This window comes from Alicyclobacillus sendaiensis NBRC 100866 (assembly GCF_001552675.1).
GTDB classification, from domain to species: Bacteria; Bacillota; Bacilli; order Alicyclobacillales; family Alicyclobacillaceae; genus Alicyclobacillus; species Alicyclobacillus sendaiensis.
The window spans coordinates 26,024-42,322 of record NZ_BCRQ01000002.1 but is presented as its reverse complement, the minus strand read 5'-3'; the positions used below and the strand labels follow the sequence as shown (position 1 = coordinate 42,322).

14 protein-coding genes, 4 tRNA genes and 1 pseudogene are annotated in these 16,299 nt (G+C 63.7%); 1 reads left to right on the top strand and 18 read right to left on the bottom strand.

What is annotated here, in order from left to right; all coding sequences use genetic code 11:
- Nucleotide 1 precedes the first annotated feature (1 nt).
- The 6 genes from hflX to AS26_RS00780 all read right to left on the bottom strand — a co-directional run bounded on the left by hflX (nucleotide 2) and on the right by AS26_RS00780 (nucleotide 5,151).
- On the bottom strand, nucleotides 2–1,099 hold the full coding sequence (gene hflX / locus AS26_RS00805) for a GTPase HflX (protein ID WP_062305345.1): 1,098 nt from the start codon (nucleotides 1,097–1,099) through the stop codon (nucleotides 2–4).
- On the bottom strand, nucleotides 1,089–1,307 hold the full coding sequence (locus tag AS26_RS00800; protein ID WP_062305344.1) for a hypothetical protein: 219 nt from the start codon (nucleotides 1,305–1,307) through the stop codon (nucleotides 1,089–1,091). The genes hflX and AS26_RS00800 overlap by 11 nt, the downstream gene beginning before the upstream one ends.
- A complete protein-coding gene (locus AS26_RS00795; protein ID WP_062305342.1) occupies nucleotides 1,289–1,915 on the bottom strand; it encodes a hypothetical protein in 627 nt (208 codons plus the stop codon). Before AS26_RS00795 ends, AS26_RS00800 begins: the two co-directional genes overlap by 19 nt.
- Nucleotides 1,896–2,510, bottom strand: coding sequence for a GTPase (locus AS26_RS00790; protein ID WP_062305341.1), 615 nt, complete (start codon nucleotides 2,508–2,510; stop codon nucleotides 1,896–1,898). Before AS26_RS00790 ends, AS26_RS00795 begins: the two co-directional genes overlap by 20 nt.
- Nucleotides 2,507–3,496 carry an AAA family ATPase gene (locus AS26_RS00785; protein ID WP_062305339.1) on the bottom strand — a complete coding sequence of 330 codons (990 nt, stop codon included), beginning with the start codon at nucleotides 3,494–3,496 and terminating at the stop codon, nucleotides 2,507–2,509. The genes AS26_RS00790 and AS26_RS00785 overlap by 4 nt, the downstream gene beginning before the upstream one ends.
- Before the next feature lie 161 nt (nucleotides 3,497–3,657).
- Complete coding sequence (locus tag AS26_RS00780; RefSeq protein ID WP_062305337.1) at nucleotides 3,658–5,151, bottom strand: hypothetical protein; 1,494 nt, start codon at nucleotides 5,149–5,151, stop codon at nucleotides 3,658–3,660.
- Nucleotides 5,152–5,379: 228 nt separating this feature from the next.
- Here AS26_RS00780 and AS26_RS00775 point away from each other — a divergent pair, with 228 nt between their 5' ends.
- Nucleotides 5,380–6,960, top strand: a complete 1,581-nt coding sequence (locus tag AS26_RS00775) for a putative polysaccharide biosynthesis protein (RefSeq protein WP_062305336.1) — start codon at nucleotides 5,380–5,382, stop codon at nucleotides 6,958–6,960.
- A gap of 7 nt (nucleotides 6,961–6,967) precedes the next feature.
- Here AS26_RS00775 and galE read toward each other — a convergent pair whose 3' ends face one another.
- The 12 genes and pseudogenes from galE to hfq all read right to left on the bottom strand — a co-directional run bounded on the left by galE (nucleotide 6,968) and on the right by hfq (nucleotide 16,299).
- Nucleotides 6,968–7,981, bottom strand: a complete 1,014-nt coding sequence (gene galE / locus AS26_RS00770; protein ID WP_062305334.1) for a UDP-glucose 4-epimerase GalE — start codon at nucleotides 7,979–7,981, stop codon at nucleotides 6,968–6,970.
- A gap of 79 nt (nucleotides 7,982–8,060) precedes the next feature.
- Complete coding sequence (locus AS26_RS00765; protein WP_062305333.1) at nucleotides 8,061–9,560, bottom strand: spore germination protein; 1,500 nt, start codon at nucleotides 9,558–9,560, stop codon at nucleotides 8,061–8,063.
- Between the two features lie 66 nt (nucleotides 9,561–9,626).
- Nucleotides 9,627–10,733 (bottom strand): GerAB/ArcD/ProY family transporter, encoded by a 1,107-nt coding sequence (locus AS26_RS00760; RefSeq protein ID WP_062305331.1) that lies wholly within the window; start codon nucleotides 10,731–10,733, stop codon nucleotides 9,627–9,629.
- Between the two features lie 2 nt (nucleotides 10,734–10,735).
- Entirely contained in the window at nucleotides 10,736–10,981 is a 246-nt protein-coding gene (locus tag AS26_RS00755; RefSeq protein ID WP_062305330.1) for a hypothetical protein, read from the bottom strand.
- Nucleotides 10,978–12,150 (bottom strand): Ger(x)C family spore germination protein, encoded by a 1,173-nt coding sequence (locus AS26_RS00750; protein WP_083515936.1) that lies wholly within the window; start codon nucleotides 12,148–12,150, stop codon nucleotides 10,978–10,980. Before AS26_RS00750 ends, AS26_RS00755 begins: the two co-directional genes overlap by 4 nt.
- Nucleotides 12,147–13,544: pseudogene (locus tag AS26_RS00745) on the bottom strand (spore germination protein). Before AS26_RS00745 ends, AS26_RS00750 begins: the two are co-directional and overlap by 4 nt.
- A 246-nt stretch (nucleotides 13,545–13,790) precedes the next feature.
- Entirely contained in the window at nucleotides 13,791–15,233 is a 1,443-nt protein-coding gene (locus AS26_RS00740) for an NADP-dependent isocitrate dehydrogenase (protein WP_062305328.1), read from the bottom strand.
- 330 nt (nucleotides 15,234–15,563) lie between these two features.
- A tRNA-Val gene (locus AS26_RS00735) sits at nucleotides 15,564–15,639 on the bottom strand.
- A 2-nt stretch (nucleotides 15,640–15,641) separates the two neighbouring features.
- Nucleotides 15,642–15,717 (bottom strand) — tRNA-Thr (locus AS26_RS00730).
- Nucleotides 15,718–15,738: 21 nt separating this feature from the next.
- Nucleotides 15,739–15,814: transfer RNA gene (locus AS26_RS00725), tRNA-Trp, on the bottom strand.
- A gap of 42 nt (nucleotides 15,815–15,856) precedes the next feature.
- A tRNA-Thr gene (locus AS26_RS00720) sits at nucleotides 15,857–15,932 on the bottom strand.
- A gap of 106 nt (nucleotides 15,933–16,038) precedes the next feature.
- On the bottom strand, nucleotides 16,039–16,299 hold the full coding sequence (gene hfq, locus AS26_RS00715) for an RNA chaperone Hfq (RefSeq protein WP_062305327.1): 261 nt from the start codon (nucleotides 16,297–16,299) through the stop codon (nucleotides 16,039–16,041).

Sequence of the window (16,299 nt, the reverse complement as noted above, 5' to 3'; positions counted from 1 at the left end):
CTCAGTCCGCCTTCTCCTTTGCTTGCTGCAGCCTCGCCTCGACCGCCTGGTACAGCGGCTCCAGGTTCCCGCCGACGGCGCTTCCGTACACCGTCTGTTGTGACTCGAGATCCGGCGGCGGCTGCCAAGCTGCGAGATCCATCTTGTTGTAAAACGTGATGATGGGCTTGTCCAGCGCCCCTAGATCCGCAAGCACCTGGCGCGTCGCCCGCAGATGCCGCTCCGGAGCGCGTGACGCGTCCACCACAAGGACAACCACGTCCGCGTACACCACTTCCTCGAGCGTCGAGCGAAACGCCTCGACCAAGTGGTGCGGCAGGTGTTCCACGAACCCGACCGTGTCCGTCACGACGTAGGGCTCCCCGCTTCGCGCAAAGACGCGCCGCGCCGTGACGTCGAGCGTGTCAAACAGCCGATCCCGCCCGAAGGTTTCCGCCGTTCGCCCCCGATCCGCCACCCACCGCGCGCGCACGGTGGTCTTGCCGGCGTTCGTGTACCCGACAAGCGCCACCACCGCGCTGTCGCGGACCCGGCGCTGCCGAAGCCGCGATCGATGCGCGGCGAGCTCGGCGAGATCGCGCTCCAGTTTGGCGATCCGCGCGCGAATCCGCCGCCTGTCGAGTTCGAGCTTCGACTCGCCCGGTCCGCGCGTGCCGATGCCGCCGCCGAGCCGCGACCACGCCGCGCCGCGCCCGGCAAGCCGTGGCAGCAGGTACTTGAGTTGGGCGATCTCGACCTGAAGTTTCCCTTCGCGGCTCACGGCCCTGCGGGCAAAGATGTCGAGAATGAGCACGGTGCGATCGACGATGCGCCGGCCCACGGCGTCCTCCAAGTTGCGCGCCTGCGTAGGCCGCAGTTCGCCGTCCGCCACCACGAGGTCCGCACTCGTCGCCTCCACCAGCCGACCGAGCACCTCCACCTTGCCTTGACCCAGGTACCAACGGGCATCCGGGGATCTGCGCCGCTGCACGACGGATCCCACCACGGTCGCGCCGGCCGCTGCGCACAGCCCCGTCAACTCCTCGACGCGATACGCAAGGTCGTCCGGCGACTCGTCGTCGCGCTGCCACACCAGAAGTACGGCCTTCTCATCTTCCACAGCTCTCGCGCTCTGCCTCCTCGCCGCTTGATCCTTCGCTATCATCGCAGATCGGGCAGCGCGCATCAAGCTGATAGCGCATGCGGAGCGCGAGCGGCGCTTCCGCCCAGCCGACCCGACGCCCCGATTCAAATCCCGCGCGGCGCCCGGCGTGGTACGACAGGGCGGCGAGCAGGAGCACGAGCCCCGTCACGAGAGACGCGACCATGGCCCCTCCCCCCTATCTTCCGGCACCAGTTTCGACGTCGTCATCTCGGATACGACCGTGACCGCGGCCAAGGCGACGAGTCCGACGAGGCTCCAGATCACCTCGGAAAAGATGGCGACGGCGAGCGCGCCGAGAATGACGAGCAACGCTTCCACGAGGCCAAAGCGAATCACCGCGTTCCATTGGCCGGTCGCCGCGTCGCGAAAACGGTCGACGAGATCGTCCAGCCAGTCCACGGCGAGCATGAAGGATGCGGCCCACAAAGCGCCCCGCCAGCCGACGATGATCGAACACAGGCAGAGCGCGACGAGGCTTTCCGCCCACGCCGGGAGTTGGGATGGCAGCCGTTCGAACGGCCGCGCAAACATCCCGACCGCGTACGCCCCCAAGAACGCCGCGATGGCCGGCGATTGGGCGAGCGCCACAGCGCACGCCATGACGACCATGGCGTAAGGAAGGGCCGCCCGGCCGAATCGCGCGGCGAGCGTGCGCTGACCCTGACAGAGGTCGTAGTCCACGTCGAGGACGTCGTCCATCCACTTGACCGCAAGGCCGGCCAAGAGCAGCGCACCAAAGAGGCGAACGAGATCAAGCCAACTTCCATACATATCGCTTCACCTCGTCAAAGCCCGCACCCGTCTTGGCGGACGTGGCGATCACGCGCGCGTCGTGGAGGCGCCCCCGCAACCATGCGACGCCTCGCTCCGCGAAAGGCAAATCGATCTTGTTGGCGAGCACAAGGTAAAACGCCTTCGTGCGCCCAATCGCCACCAGCTGTTCGTCCAGAGCGTGAAAGGGCGCTGCGCGAGCCTCGAGCGAGCGCCCGACTTCCGCCGCGTCGACTACGTGCAACACGGCCTTGGCCGAGATCAACGCGCGGAGCGTCTGGCCCATCGCGCGGCGGACCCGCTCGTCCCCGACGCGGCCGTCCGCCAATCCGGTGCTGTCGACGATGTCGACCGACCGGTTCACCTTTCCCCTCGCCACGGGAATGGTGAGCGTCTGGAGCGATGTGGTCGAATGGGGCTCCCCCGACGTGAGCCAGCGCTCGGCCTCGCGGATGGGCAGCCTGCGCCGTTCCTTTCCACCGTCCGTTCGCTCCACCATCCAGACCAAATCTTCCACGCCAAGGGCGCGCGCCAGGCGAAGACACGCGGAGGTCTTGCCCGCGTTGGTGCGGCCGATCACGACGACGTCGCTCATCGCGCCTCGCCTCCTTGCCAGTCCCGCGCCTCGATCAGCATGAGGGCGTCCCGCTTGGGCCTTGCTTCTTCAAAGAGGCGCACGGCCTGACGCCGAATGGCCCCCTCCACCAGGTTGCGAACAAACCTGGCGTTCGAGAACGGTTCGAGCCGTGGCTCGCGGAGCGCGCGCTGGAGCAGGCTGCGGAGCGCCCACTCCGCCTCGGCCGTCATGCGGTAGTCTCTCGCGGCGAGGATCTTTTTCGCAATCTGCACGAGATGATCCACGCTGTAGTCCGGAAAGCGGATCTGAATCGGAAACCGGCTTGGCAGACCCGGGTTGGTACTCAAAAACCAGCGCATCTCGCGCTCGTAGCCAGCCAGGATCACAATCAGCTCGTGCTTGTGATCTTCCATCGCCTTGACCAGGCAGTCGATGGCTTCCCGGCCGAAATCCTTTTCTCCCCCGCGCGCGAGCGAGTACGCCTCATCAATGAAGAGCACACCGCCAAGGGCCTTTTGAATCTGCTCCCTGGTCTTCTGCGCCGTGTGGCCGATGTATTCGCCGACGAGGTCCGCGCGCTCCACCTCCACCAGATGCCCCTTCTCCAGCAGGCCGCACTCGTGAAACATGCGCGCGAGGATGCGAGCGACCGTCGTCTTGCCCGTGCCGGGATTTCCGTAGAAGATCATGTGAAGCACCGTCGGATCGGCCTTCAGCCGATGCTCCTTGCGCAACTGCTGCACGTACACGAGCGCGAAGATCTCGCGCACCACCCGTTTGACCTCGTCGAGCCCGACGAGATCGTCCAGTTCGCGCAGCAGCTCGTGCATGCGCCGCTTGTCAATCGGCGGCGCGGCCGAGACCATCGGGTCGTCGACGCCTGAGATCCTGGCGAGCGCGTCGTTCAGATCGATATGGCCTCGCTCGTACAGGTCGATCACGCCCGCAGCTTTCCGGGTGTCCACCGCACGCGCGGTTCTGCGACCCGTGTTTCGTGGTGTCATTCGCGTGTCACCCCTCACTTGGCCGGCAGCGCCGACCCACGCCACAGGGTATGCGCGTGCGCGCCCATGGGTGATCGCCCATGCGAACCGCATGAAGAGAGGCCGCCCCCCGCGAGACCAGGGGACGGCCTCCACAAGCGTTCGCTCGTCGAGTCGCCGATTTAATAGACGCCTGGAGCGGTCTCGGCGTAATTGGCGGTGTCGACGGGCCACCACTTGATGCCGATGCTCGGCGCCACACCGTCCGAGCGGTTTTCCTGAATCAGGTTGGCCGAAACCGGGGTATTGCGGATTTCGATGACGGTCTCCGCGGGATTCGATGTGTAAAACGTCAAACCGCGGATATCGTCGACGGTCGGGACGTACGCGCCAAACACGGGATCCAGAGTCGCCAGGATGTGAATGTACGCCTTTCCATCCTGGTACGTCACGCGATACGACACATACTGTTGCACCACGTTGTAGTTGAGCAGGCGGCTCGTCCGGGTGACGAGGATCTTCCCCTCGTAGTATTGCTGCGCCAACCGCCGCAGTGCCTGCACCGCCGTCTGGGGCAAGACCCCCGGATAGGTCGTCCCGCAGAGGTGCTGCGCCACGATGGAATAGTCGTGATGGATTTCGATCTCGCGGAGATGAGCGGGCGACAACTGCTCGTCGAGGCCAAACGGCGTCCAGTTCCACTCCGGATCTCCCTTGGCGTTAAATGCCTCACACGTGTAGCGCCAAAATCCCCACACCTCCCGGCCGTCCGGCAGCCGCAGCGGATAGATCATGGAACTCATGCCGAACTCATCGCTCGCGCCGTCCGGCCAGACAAACCGAATGCCGTACGGGATGGTGATATCGGTGTGGTAGTATTTCGACCACGGATTGGCGCCCTGCTGATAGTTGTAAAACGGCGTTCGGCCGTAATCCCCGAAGTTGTCCACGTTCGACTTGTTGCCGTGGTCCGTCCACACCGTGAGGTAGTCTCCGTCCGCTTTCAGCGCGTCAATGGCCTGAATGGCGAGCTTCCGGGAGAAAAGCGTCTCGTTCTGATTCCGCTCGCTGAAGTCGCCGAAGGTGTGCATCGTGTCAATCCAGCCGACGTGGATGTAATGGTTCAGAATGGATGCTGCGTACGGCTGATCCGAGACGCCTTTGAACCAACTCAGTTCGTCGGACATCGGCTCGTGATGGATGTCGACATCTCCGGGCAAGTTGTCCTCGTTGTACATAAAGAACGAATCCGCGAAATCGAGCCCGAGCCCCTTGCCAAGCGGTGTCATCTGCGTGGTATTGATGAACTCGTGAATCAGGTTGAATTTCCGCAAGGTTTCGCTGTCCGCGTCGGACGAGATGGCGAGCATCGCGTCGTACGGGTACGGGAACTTCCTCATCCCGTACACCTTCGGAGGCACATGCGTGTTGACCACGGGGTAAGGCTGGCTCTCGGCGTCTGCCGAATTGCCCGCCACGCCCCCGGACGTCGCCGTAGTGTTTCCCCCCGCGCCCGACGTCGATCCCGTCGACGGTGTCTGGACGTCGTTGCCAAACGCTCGCACGGCCACGTCGGCCGCGCCCTCCGCCTCGGGCCCGCCGACGGTTCCACATCCCGTCACACCCACTGCCGCGAGCCAAACCGCGGCAGACATGGCCAGCATCTTCACTTTCATCTACCGCTTCCCCCGTATTTCTCTTCGCTTATCGGCGATAGCGCGGCAACGAGCCCCGCAGGGATGTTCGCCTCCGCCTCTTTCTGACACGAGGGTAGCGCACCGAGTTCAAATGCACTTCAAGCGATTGGTGGAACTGAACCTGCCTTCCGACGCTCGTCGAATTCGAGGTCTTTGTCCAGCCGATGTGACATACCCTTTCGTTGACGGAAATGTGGGGTGGAAGCGATGACCAGAAGCCGACAGTCGTTTTTGCACGGCGCGGCCGTGCTAGCCTTCGCCGGCATCGTCACGCGCGCCATGGCGTTGACCGTCCAGATGGTCATGGCGAGAACCATGGGTGCCCAAGGTTTCGGGCTCTTCCAGACCATCAGTCCGCCGTACTTTCTGCTCGTGACCCTCGCCACGTTTGGACTCCCACCCGCGGTCTCGAAGGTCATTGCGGAGAATCTCGCCGTCGGAGACGTCGCGCGCGCGCGCAAGGCGTGGATCACCGCGAACGCGTGGTGCGCCGTCTCCGGTCTGGCCATGGTGTGCCTCGCCTTTGCGCTGTCGCCCCACCTGCACCGCTTCATGGACCCACGGGCCATCCCCGCGTTTCTCGCGATGATCTTTCGCATCCCCATCGTCTGCCTTTCGTCGGTCTTGAGCGGCTTTTATATGGGCATTCAAAATCAGACGCCGCCTGCGCTCGCGTGGATCGTGGAGACCACGGTGCGCGCGGCGGCGTCGGTGCCGCTCATGCTTTGGATGAGCCCTTGGGGCGTGCGATACGGCGCGCTCGCGCTCGTCATCGGCGGGGGCGTCGGGGAACTCGCGGGCTATCTCACCATGCTCGGCGCGTATCTGCTCCGCTACCGGCGCCTGCTGGTGACGCCGGGGCGTTCGGCGCGGCCCGCTCACGGCGTCGCGCGCGATCTCGCCCAAGTCGCGGTGCCGACCGTGCTCGCCAACGTCTTGGGCGTCATTGCGTTCGCTGCGGAACCCACCGTCATGTACCAAGCGTTTCTCGAGGCTGGGGTGTCGCGCCGCGAGGCCACGGCCATGTACGGTGCCTTCGGCATGGCCATGGAGCTTTTGTTCATGCCGACCGTGTTGTCTGGCGCAATCTCCTCCGTCATCGTCCCCGCCATCTCCGAAGCCAAAGCCCTTTGCGACGATCGGCTCGCCGCGCGCCGCATCGCCCAGTCCATCCACGCAGCCATGTTCGTGGCGCTGTTTGCGGCTGCGCTCTTTATCGCGTCGGGCGAGGACGCGGCGACGGCCCTCTATCGAAACCCGACCGCAGGACATATCCTCGCGTATCTCGCGCCGTCGTGTCTATTCTTTTACCTGAGCGATCCGCTCTTCGCCGTTCTTCAAGGCCTGAACCGGGCGTTCGCCTCGACCATCATCACGTTTGTCTCGAGCGCCGTCCGCCTCGGGTGCATTTACGAATTCGTCGCCGCGGGACATCAGGGGGTTCGCGGACTGGCGTCGGCCGTGGCCGTGAGCGGCATCGTTTCCGCCATGCTCGCCATCTTCGCCGTGAGGCGGTATCACCATCTCGACCTCGACCTCTGGATGAGCTTCAAGATGGCGCTGGCCGCGGTGATCGCCTGGCTGCCCATGAGCAGCGTCCAGCACGGCGCAGATCAACAGGCGCCTTGGGCTCAGTTCGCGCTGTGTACCGCCCTTGGCATGGCCACGTACGTGATCGCGGCGATGTATCTCGGCCTCGCGACCGTCGACGAGATCGCCCGGATCCCGGTCGTCGGCCGACCGTTGGCGCGCGCGATGCGCCGGCTGCCATTTCTCGGGGCGCGTTGAGGATTGTTCAGGCGGGATCGTAGCCATTGGGATTTTGCGACTGCCACCGCCAGGTATCCCGGCACATCGCGTCGAGATCCTGCGTGGCCTTCCAGCCGAGCACGCGCGCCGCTTTGGACGGGTCCGCGTAGCTCACCGCCGCATCGCCGGGGCGCCGCGGGCCGATGCGGTAGGGGATGCTCCGTCCGCTCGCGCGCTCGAAGGCCCGAATGACCTCGAGAACACTGGATCCTTTTCCAGTCCCTAGGTTGAACGCTTCCGCGCCCGCGTGCGACAACACCCAGTCGAGTGCGCGCACGTGCCCGGACGCCAGATCCATCACATGGATATAGTCGCGAACGCCCGTGCCGTCGTGCGTCGGATAGTCGCCGCCAAACACGACGACCTCCGGCCGCTTGCCGACGGCCACCTGTGCGACGTAGGGGACCAGGTTGTTCGGAATGCCCTGCGGATCCTCGCCAATCCGGCCGGAAGGATGAGCCCCAACCGGGTTGAAATAGCGCAGCAGCGCCGCACCAAAATCTTCGGTCGCTGCGGCGACGTCGCGCAAGATCTGTTCGATCATCGCCTTCGTCTGCCCGTACGGGTTCACCGGCGCGATGGGCATGTCTTCCTTCAACGGCATCTCGTTCGAAGCGCCGTACACCGTCGCCGACGAGCTGAAGACGATTTTCTTGACGCCATGCCGGAGCATGGATTCGAGCAGATTCAGCGTGCTGCCGAGGTTGTTCCGGTAGTAACGAAGCGGCTGCGCCACCGATTCCCCGACCGCCTTGAGCCCGGCGAAGTGAATGACGGCTTGAAATTCGTAGGTGCGAAACACGTCGTCGAGCGCCTTCGCGTCGAGCATGTCCACCGAGTGCACGGGAAACGATGTTCCGGTGATCTCGGCGACCCGGCGCAGCGCCTCAGGTTTGGAATTCGCGAAATTGTCGATGGCGACGATATCGTAACCGGACGTCACGAGCGCCACACAGGTGTGCGAGCCGATGTATCCGGCCGCGCCTGTCACCAAAATCATGGCTTCACCCCCAGCGAAGTAGAACCACGACCACTATACCAAAAAGGGGCCGGATCGCGATCCCGCCTCGCGGTTTGGGTCAGCGCGCTCGCCGCCGGTTGCGCAGAATGGCCGGCACGCCGCCCAAATCGCTCGCTGGCCAGCGGATGAGAACGTCCCGCATGCCGTCCTTCCATGTGAAGGGAATGAGCGGCCACAGATACGGCTTGCCGAATGATTTGGTGGTCAGAAGCAGGAGGAACCAGGATGCCGTGCTCAGCAGAAAGCCGCCCCAGTTGAGCGCGGCGGTCCACAGCATAATCCAGATGCGCGCCATCTGGTTGGCGGACGCCAGCTCGAAGGACGAGGTCGCGTACTGAGCCAACATGACAAACCCCATGTACACGAGCACCTCGGGCTGGAGCAGTTGAATTTGCGTGGCGAACTGGCCAAACAGCAAGGCGGAGACAATGCCTATCGCGTTGGACAGCGTGACGGGCACGTTCAACACGGCGAGCCGCAGCACGTCGAGCGCAAACTCCGCCAACAACAGTTGCGCCCAGAGTGGCAGGGGATCGGCGCGAGTCGCCATGAAGAACTTGGCCCAGGAGGGGGGCATCCCAGGGTGCTGGTTCACCAACAAGAAGATGCCCGGCAGAAACACGCTCATGAAGACCGCGATGATGATGATCCAGCGCAGGTACGTCCCAACCAGAGGAAACGAGTGGTATTCCTGCGGGTGCTGAATGTGTTGAAAGAACGTCGTGGGCGCGATGATCACCTCGGCGGTGGCATCGACCACAATCACGACATGTCCCTCGATGAGCGCCGTGGCCGCGACGTCCGGCCGTTCCGTGTAGCGCACGATGGGATACGGATTCCACTTCACCTTGCCGATGAGATCGACCAACTGCTGCTCGCCCATCATCATGCCGCCCGTCTTGATGCTCCGCAGAAGCTCCCGGATGGCCGACACGGTCTCCTCATCGGCCACGTCCTTCAAGTACATGAGGCTTACGTCGGTCTGGCCGCGATCGCCCACCTGATACAGTTCGTTGCGAAGGCGCGGATCCCGAAGCCGGCGGCGGATGAGCGTGGTATTCATGAGCATGGTTTCGGTGAATCCGTCGTGGTTTCCGCGAACCACGCGTTCAATCATGGGCGGCTCGATTCCCCGCATGGGATACACGCGGGTGTCGACGACGAGGACCTTGTCGTACCCGTCGATGAACGTGACAAGCGGCCCCGAGAGAATGAAGCGGACCGCGTCCGACATCTGGTCGATCACCTGAACCTGCACGAAATCGATGTGCGTGTTCAGGTAGAACACCAATTCCTCGATGTCGTAGGTTCGACCCTCGTGTTCGCGCTCGAACGCCTCGACGTTCCGGTGGAAGCTGTCGAGCACGAGGACGACGTTCATCGTCAGGAAAAATCCGTTGGTCACGTACGACATCATATTCAGGCGGCCGTACCGGAACGGCTTGGCCATGATGTCCCACGTGGTGCCGATGCCGAGGAGTTGGTTGATGTAGTTGACGTTGTGCTCCAGGGTGCGGCTGATGGGCTGACTCACCAAGGGCTCGGCCGACTGTCGCATGGCATCTCCTCCGTCTCTTCGTCCATGGGTGTATCCCATCCTATCCATGCCTTGGAATCCACGTTTTTATGTGTCCCGGAGCGCGCGCCGCTGCTTGGCGCCGACCGTCTGCACGGCGCGGATCCCGTAGAGAACGCCTGGCAGGAGTACGGCGGTGGTGAGAAGATAGCCAGGGACCACGCGCACGATAAAGTTCGTCACGTCAAAGACATTGCGAAACAGATAGTTGGACAGCGACCATCCAAGCAGCGCAACGGGAACGGGAATCCACGTGCGCTCGTGCGATCCACTCACGTCTTTCACCGCTTCGCCAACGGCGAGTTGAAACGTCGCAAGCTTCAGGACCAGCGTGATGGACACGCCCATGACGTACAGCGTGTCCAACCGTTCGACGAATTTGCCTTGGCGGATGGCGCGCACGAGTTCAAGTACGGGGTAATTCAAATATCGGGCGGGTTCGCCGAGGACGCCCACGGTGAGCGTCACCAGGGCGGACAGGGCCACGGCGCTGATGGCCCCGGCGATGACGATGTCCCACGGCAGCGTGCGCGGCGTGCGGAGAGCAGGAACCCACTGCAGCGCAATGGCAAACTCCAGGCCGTACGCGAAGGCGGGCACCACAGCTGCGCGCCACGCGTCCACGGCGGGATCGCCCAAGAATGGTTGAAAGGGCGAGGGGTCAAACAACCGCGCCGCGAGCAGGAACAGGACGGGAGAGACCACGGCGGCGAGCGGCAGGATGAACTCGTTCACGCGCGCCACCACTTCGATGCCGAGATAGGCGAGGTACATGGATACCGCAAAGGCGATGGCGCTGACCAGGAAGTCCGGCGTGTTGGGCAGCACGGAGATGCCGATGAAGGCGCTCATCTCGCGGCCGATGGTGGCCAAGGTCACGAAGCCGTACGCGAGGAACCAGATGCCGTAGGCGCGGCCAATCACGGGGCCAAGCGCGTCGATGGCGGCCTGCGTGAGCGTTCGCCCGGGAAACAGGCGCACGTGCGCGAGCGCAATGACCGCGCACATCCCGGCGCCGAGCATCAAGCCGAAACCTGCAATCCATGCGTCGCGGAGCGTGAACTGGGCGATGGTCCCTGGCATCGTGACGATGCCGGTTCCGAGGACGGTCCAGATGAGCATGAGGATGAGTTGGTAACGAGAAACCTGAACCATCGTCACGCCTCCTTCAGCCCGGTTCTGCCGCCGTACAGCCACGAGCTTAGGCCGGAAAATGCGAGATCGAACAGATGGAGGGGGCCGAAGGGAGGCCACAGGTGGAGATCCGACGCCACGGCGACGCCGACGGCGAGCGCCGTCAGGACGAACCACACCACCCATTCGCGCCACGACCTGGGCACCCACCTGCGAACATCCACGACGGCGCCGAAGATGGCCCACAAAACGGCCCACACGCTCGTCATGATGATCCCGCGCCCCCTTCGGTCCTTCGCGCGAACGGCGTCGTGGCGGCGAGTTGGCCGTGGACTAGGTGAGGTTCGACGTCATACTCAACCGGAATGCGTTTCCACGCCCCCGGGCGAAGTGGGATGCCCTTTTCCGAGCACGCGTTGGCCAGGCCAAACGCGTCCATGTCGACGGCCCGGGCGTGATCGAGGGCCCGCGCGAGGCGGTGTTCGACGTCCTCGCGAATGGCGCGCTCCAGAGCGGCGAACGTGTCGGCACTCATCGCTTCGCTCGCCTGCCAGCGCTCGATCTCGCCCGTCCCGCGCCACACCACGCGCAATCTCAGCGATCCGCCGGAGGTATCAACCACGCGGCGCGTGGAAGTGCGCAGCCAATGGACCCCGATGACGCCCCGGTGCCCGCCATAGCTCCAGGGCACCGCCTCGCGCACGTCCAACGTCCGCCCCAACCACCACGCGTTGTCCAGCAACTGCGCGCGATCGACGGTATCCAACTTCCCATCTCGCCTGAGATACGCCAGACCCTGAATCTCCGGCAACCCGTCCGGCCCTTCGTCAATGGCCGCCAACGGGGCGACACCCGAGGGCCGAAGCAGTGCCTTCACCACGTGCAGCTCATCGCTCGCGAGGCACGCCTCTCGGCGCGACGCCTCGTCCACGAGATCTCGGATCACCAGCGAGATGGGCTCACTCTGCCCAGTCGACTCGCGGAACACGGATTCAGCGGACATCGGCGTGACGACCCACAGCTGGCTGCGACGCAGCTGTCGATTTCGCTCCAGCGCGTCCGCGATGGGCGCGAAGTCGCGCACGGCGTCCTCGGAAAACAGCACAAGGGCGTTGTGCTGGAGGTACAGCGCGTGAAACAGCTTCGCCTGCAGCGTGCTCATCGCCTCTTCAAACGTCGCCGCTTCCGCCGACACGATGCGGTCCGGCGCATTGCTCTGCGCGTTCGAGCTGTCGCCCGTCGCCGGGTTCCCCGCGCCTCCGGGCTGGACGAGGTCCATGGACAGGCGCACGCCATGTCTTCCTCGATCCACGCCCATCCCGGTCGCGATGTAGAGGTGGTCGATGTCGTTATAGTCGCACCCTGTCGTAAGGGCGGCGCAGAGCATCGCGGCCGAGATCGCGCGCCGACGCTTGCCAACCGCCTCGCGCCTCGTCACGGGCGCCACCTCCACCAGGGCGTCTTCTTCGGCGCGGGCGCGGCATCTTGCGGCACGCGCTCGCGCTCGACCGATTCGAACTGCCGCGGCCTGCCCTGCATCATCCACCACGGCGCGCGGACGATCACGTCCTTCATGTCGCGGATGAAGGTGGGCGCGATGGGCGCGAAATAGGGCACGCCGAACGACCGAAGCGAGGCCATGCGGCCCAAAAGCGCCATGCCCAGCATAAGCACGCCGTACAAACCGAACAGCCCCGCGGCCAGCACAAACGGAAACTGGAGCACTCTGGCCGCTTGCACGAGGCCCAGGGCAGGCAGCGTAAAGGAGGCCACGCCCGTGGCCGACACGATGATCACCATGCCCGGGGACACGAGCCCTGCGCGCACGGCCGCGTCGCCGATCACGAGCGTGCCGACGATGCTCACCGACTAGCCCACCGCGCGAGGCAAGCGCGTGCCGGCCTCGCGAAGCGCCTCGAAAGCGATCATCATGCCGAGCGCCTCGATGATGGTTGGGAACGGAATGCCCGCGTGTTGCGCGGCCACGCTCACCAAAAGAGGCGTCGGCAAAAGGTCCTGGTTGTACGTCACAAGCGCCACGTAGAGCGCCGGCAAGAGCACGGCGCTCCAGAACATGAGGTGCCGCAGCAGGCGAAGCGGCAGCGCAAGGGAGTAGTGCATGTAATAATCTTCCGGAGAGCTCAGATTCATCGCGAAGGTGACCGGCACCATGAGGCATGTCGGCGATCCGTCCGCGATGATGGCCACGCGCCCCTCCATCAGCCCGGCCACCACGCGATCCGGCCGCTCGGTCTCCTCGGTCGTCGGGAACACCGAGAAGCGCGGGTCGTTGATGAACTCGCGCACCTCGTTGCTGTCCGCGACGTAGTCGACGCGGATCCGGCTGATGCGCCTGCGAACCTCCTGCACCAGGTGGGGCTTCGCCATGCCGGCTTCATACAGGACCGCGATGTCGCACGGAGCCGTCTCGCCGACGGTGAACGTCTCGATTTTCAACCGCGGCGACTTCAGGCGCTTGCGCACCATGGCCAGGTTGACGGCCAGGCTCTCGATCAACGCTTCCTGCGGTCCGTGTAACGTGGGCTCGTTTTCCGATCGCTCCACGGACCGGGCTGGCGCTGCGCTGAGCCGCCACGCGCGCGCCCCACTCGCCCCGTCTCGGGCGATCACGGCACACCCATCGAGGACGGCCCGCACCGCCGCGGTGAGGGTCCGCACCTCTTCCGACGGGACGCCAGGGTTCCCACTCGCCTGCCCCTCACATCCACGCTCGCGCAGCGATACGAGCGCCTCCTGCAATCGGTCGGGATCGACAAGCCCTTCGAGCCACACCGCGACGCCGCGATGGCGCCTTGAAGTCCACGCCTTCACGCGAAGGTCCGGACATGGCTTCAGGCGTTCAGCAATCTGCCTCGCCACGTCGGATGCCCTCCGCGCCAGGAAATCCTGCTCCAAACGCGCCGTCACCTCGCCACTTGCCCTTTTACTCCCTAACCTGGATCATCTGTACCGTTTTCATGTGTGGAATTTCGCCGCCAAATCGAAAAAGGGGCGTCCCGAGTGCCCTGCACTCGAGAACGCCCCTTTCCGCCACACGCCCGCTCGGGCGGTCAGCAATCAGCCGTGCACCGCCGAGAACCCCGGAACGCCGTCGAACGTGTACAGATTTTCGGTTTTGATGACGTCGAACCCCGCGTCCACGATCCTCCGCTGCAACTCCACAACTTCCGCGGCCTGAACCGGCGCGCCGCCCTCTTTGCGGAACCGACACCGCCAGTGATCCGTGCAGAACGTCTCCGGCAGACCGTTCGGCCACACCTTGATCCCGCGGTTGGTGATGACCTCGAGCCTCAACCCATTCACGTGGATCTGGCTCAGCCGGCTGCCGAGATCGTCCGGCGCCCCCGGCCCCCAATCGAGGAACACGTCCACGCCGACGAGCTGCTTCTCGGCCTTCGGCCCCGGTTGCCACGTGCGCCTTGCGATGGAAGCCGCGTCTTGACGGTACGACACGGGCTTCAAGATTTGCGGGCGCTCGCCCAAGCGCTCGATCACGGCGTCCGCAAACGCGTCCGTCCCCACGAGCTTTTTGCTCGAGCCCTCGCGGTAGATGTCGCGCGTGTGAATGCCGTCCTCAATGGTGCGCAGCCAGGCGAGATGCACCTTCTCGGCCACAGCCGGCTGACCAATGTGGATGAGCATCATGACCGCCGCGAGCAGAAGCCCGGACGGATTGGCGATGTTCTGGCCCGCGATGTCCGGCGCGGAGCCGTGAATGGCTTCGAACATCGCAAACCCATCCCCAATGTTCGCCGACGGCGCGAGCCCCACCGAACCGGACAGCTCGGCGGTCACGTCGGACAGAATGTCGCCGTACAAATTCGGCATGACCACCACATCAAATCGCTCCGGCATGTTGGCCAGGCGCGCCGCCCCGATATCGACAATCAAGGTCTCGTGCTCGAGGTCCGGGTATTCGGCCGCAATGCGTTCGAACTCCTTGTGGAATAGTCCGTCCGTGAACTTCATGATGTTGTCCTTCACGAAGCACGTGACCTTCTTCCGCCCATTGGCGCGCGCATAGTCGAACGCGTAGCGGATGACCCGCTCGGACCCAGGCTGGGTGATGAGCTTCAGGCACTGATACACCTGCTGCGTCTGGCGGTGCTCGATGCCCGCGTACAAGTCTTCCTCGTTCTCGCGTATGATCACGAGGTCCATCTTCGGGTGCGTCGTCTCGACAAACGGGCTGTACGCAACCGTCGGGCGCACGTTGGCGTACAGATTCAGCGCCTTGCGGAGGGTCACGTTCAAGCTCTTGTAACCCCCACCCTGCGGGGTGGTAATGGGCGCTTTGAGGAGCACGCGCGTCCTGCGCACGCTGTCCCAAGCCTTGGGATCCATCCCGTTGTCAATGCCGCGCTTATAGACCTTCTCGCCGATCTCGACCGTCTCCAAGTCGAGCTCCGCACCGGCAGCTTCCAAGATGCGCAGCGTCGCAGTCATGATCTCGGGACCAATGCCGTCGCCATACGCAACAGTAATCGGTGTTTTCGCCATAAGAAAGACCCCTTCAACCACAGATTCGAGTCCGACCTGCCATCGGTACGACCGTAGTGTATCATAGCTCACGCGTGGTTCGCATGGTCAACCCGTGATGAAAAGTCTTCTACCATATGGTGAACAATTTTTTACTGAACATTCACATCATTTTCTATGCATTTCCTGATAAGAGGTGCCTTTCGCCGCCCGATTCACTCGCAGCAGAAAGCGTTCTCACGTGAGGGGAGATCTTTTCGTCATGAGGCTTTCACCGGTTCGCAACCGCCCATGCCGGGCGACGCAAAACAAAAATCCCTTGCAGCACAAGGGATTTTTCCAGTTTCCATATGGTGGGCGTTGACGGACTCGAACCGCCGACCCCCTGCTTGTAAGGCAGATGCTCTCCCAACTGAGCTAAACGCCCTCTGGAGCTCCCAACCAGGCTTGAACTGGTGACCTCATCCTTACCATGGATGCGCTCTACCAACTGAGCTATGGGAGCGCGGGGAATTTCGAGGGGAAATGGCAGGGGCGGCAGGATTCGAACCCACGACATGCGGTTTTGGAGACCGCCGTTCTACCAGCTGAACTACGCCCCTGCGTGGAACCTGTGGAGGATGAACCTTTCACCCTCCACCGTCTGGAGCCAGCGACAGGAATCGAACCTGCGACCCACTGATTACAAGTCAGTTGCTCTACCTACTGAGCTACGCTGGCATTGTCGCGGCGAGGATCACTATAGCACGGGGCGCCTCGGATTGTCAACCGTCTTTCGTCTCCAAATCCAACACGACCGACGCGCAACAGCCCTCGCCGGTTCTCATCATTCGGCTGGCTGATCAACCTCCGCATTCGGCTCGGGCTGCACCAGCGATACCGGCCTCATCGGCGCAAAGGTGGAGATGGCGTGTTTGTAAATCAGCTGCTGCTTCCCATCCGTCTCCACCACGATGGTGAAGTTGTCGAACGCGCGGACCAGGCCGCGAATTTGAAAACCGTTCACCAGGTACACGATAACCGGAATTCGCTCTTTGCGCACCTGATTGAGAAACGTGTCCTGAATGTTGACCGACGACTTCGACAT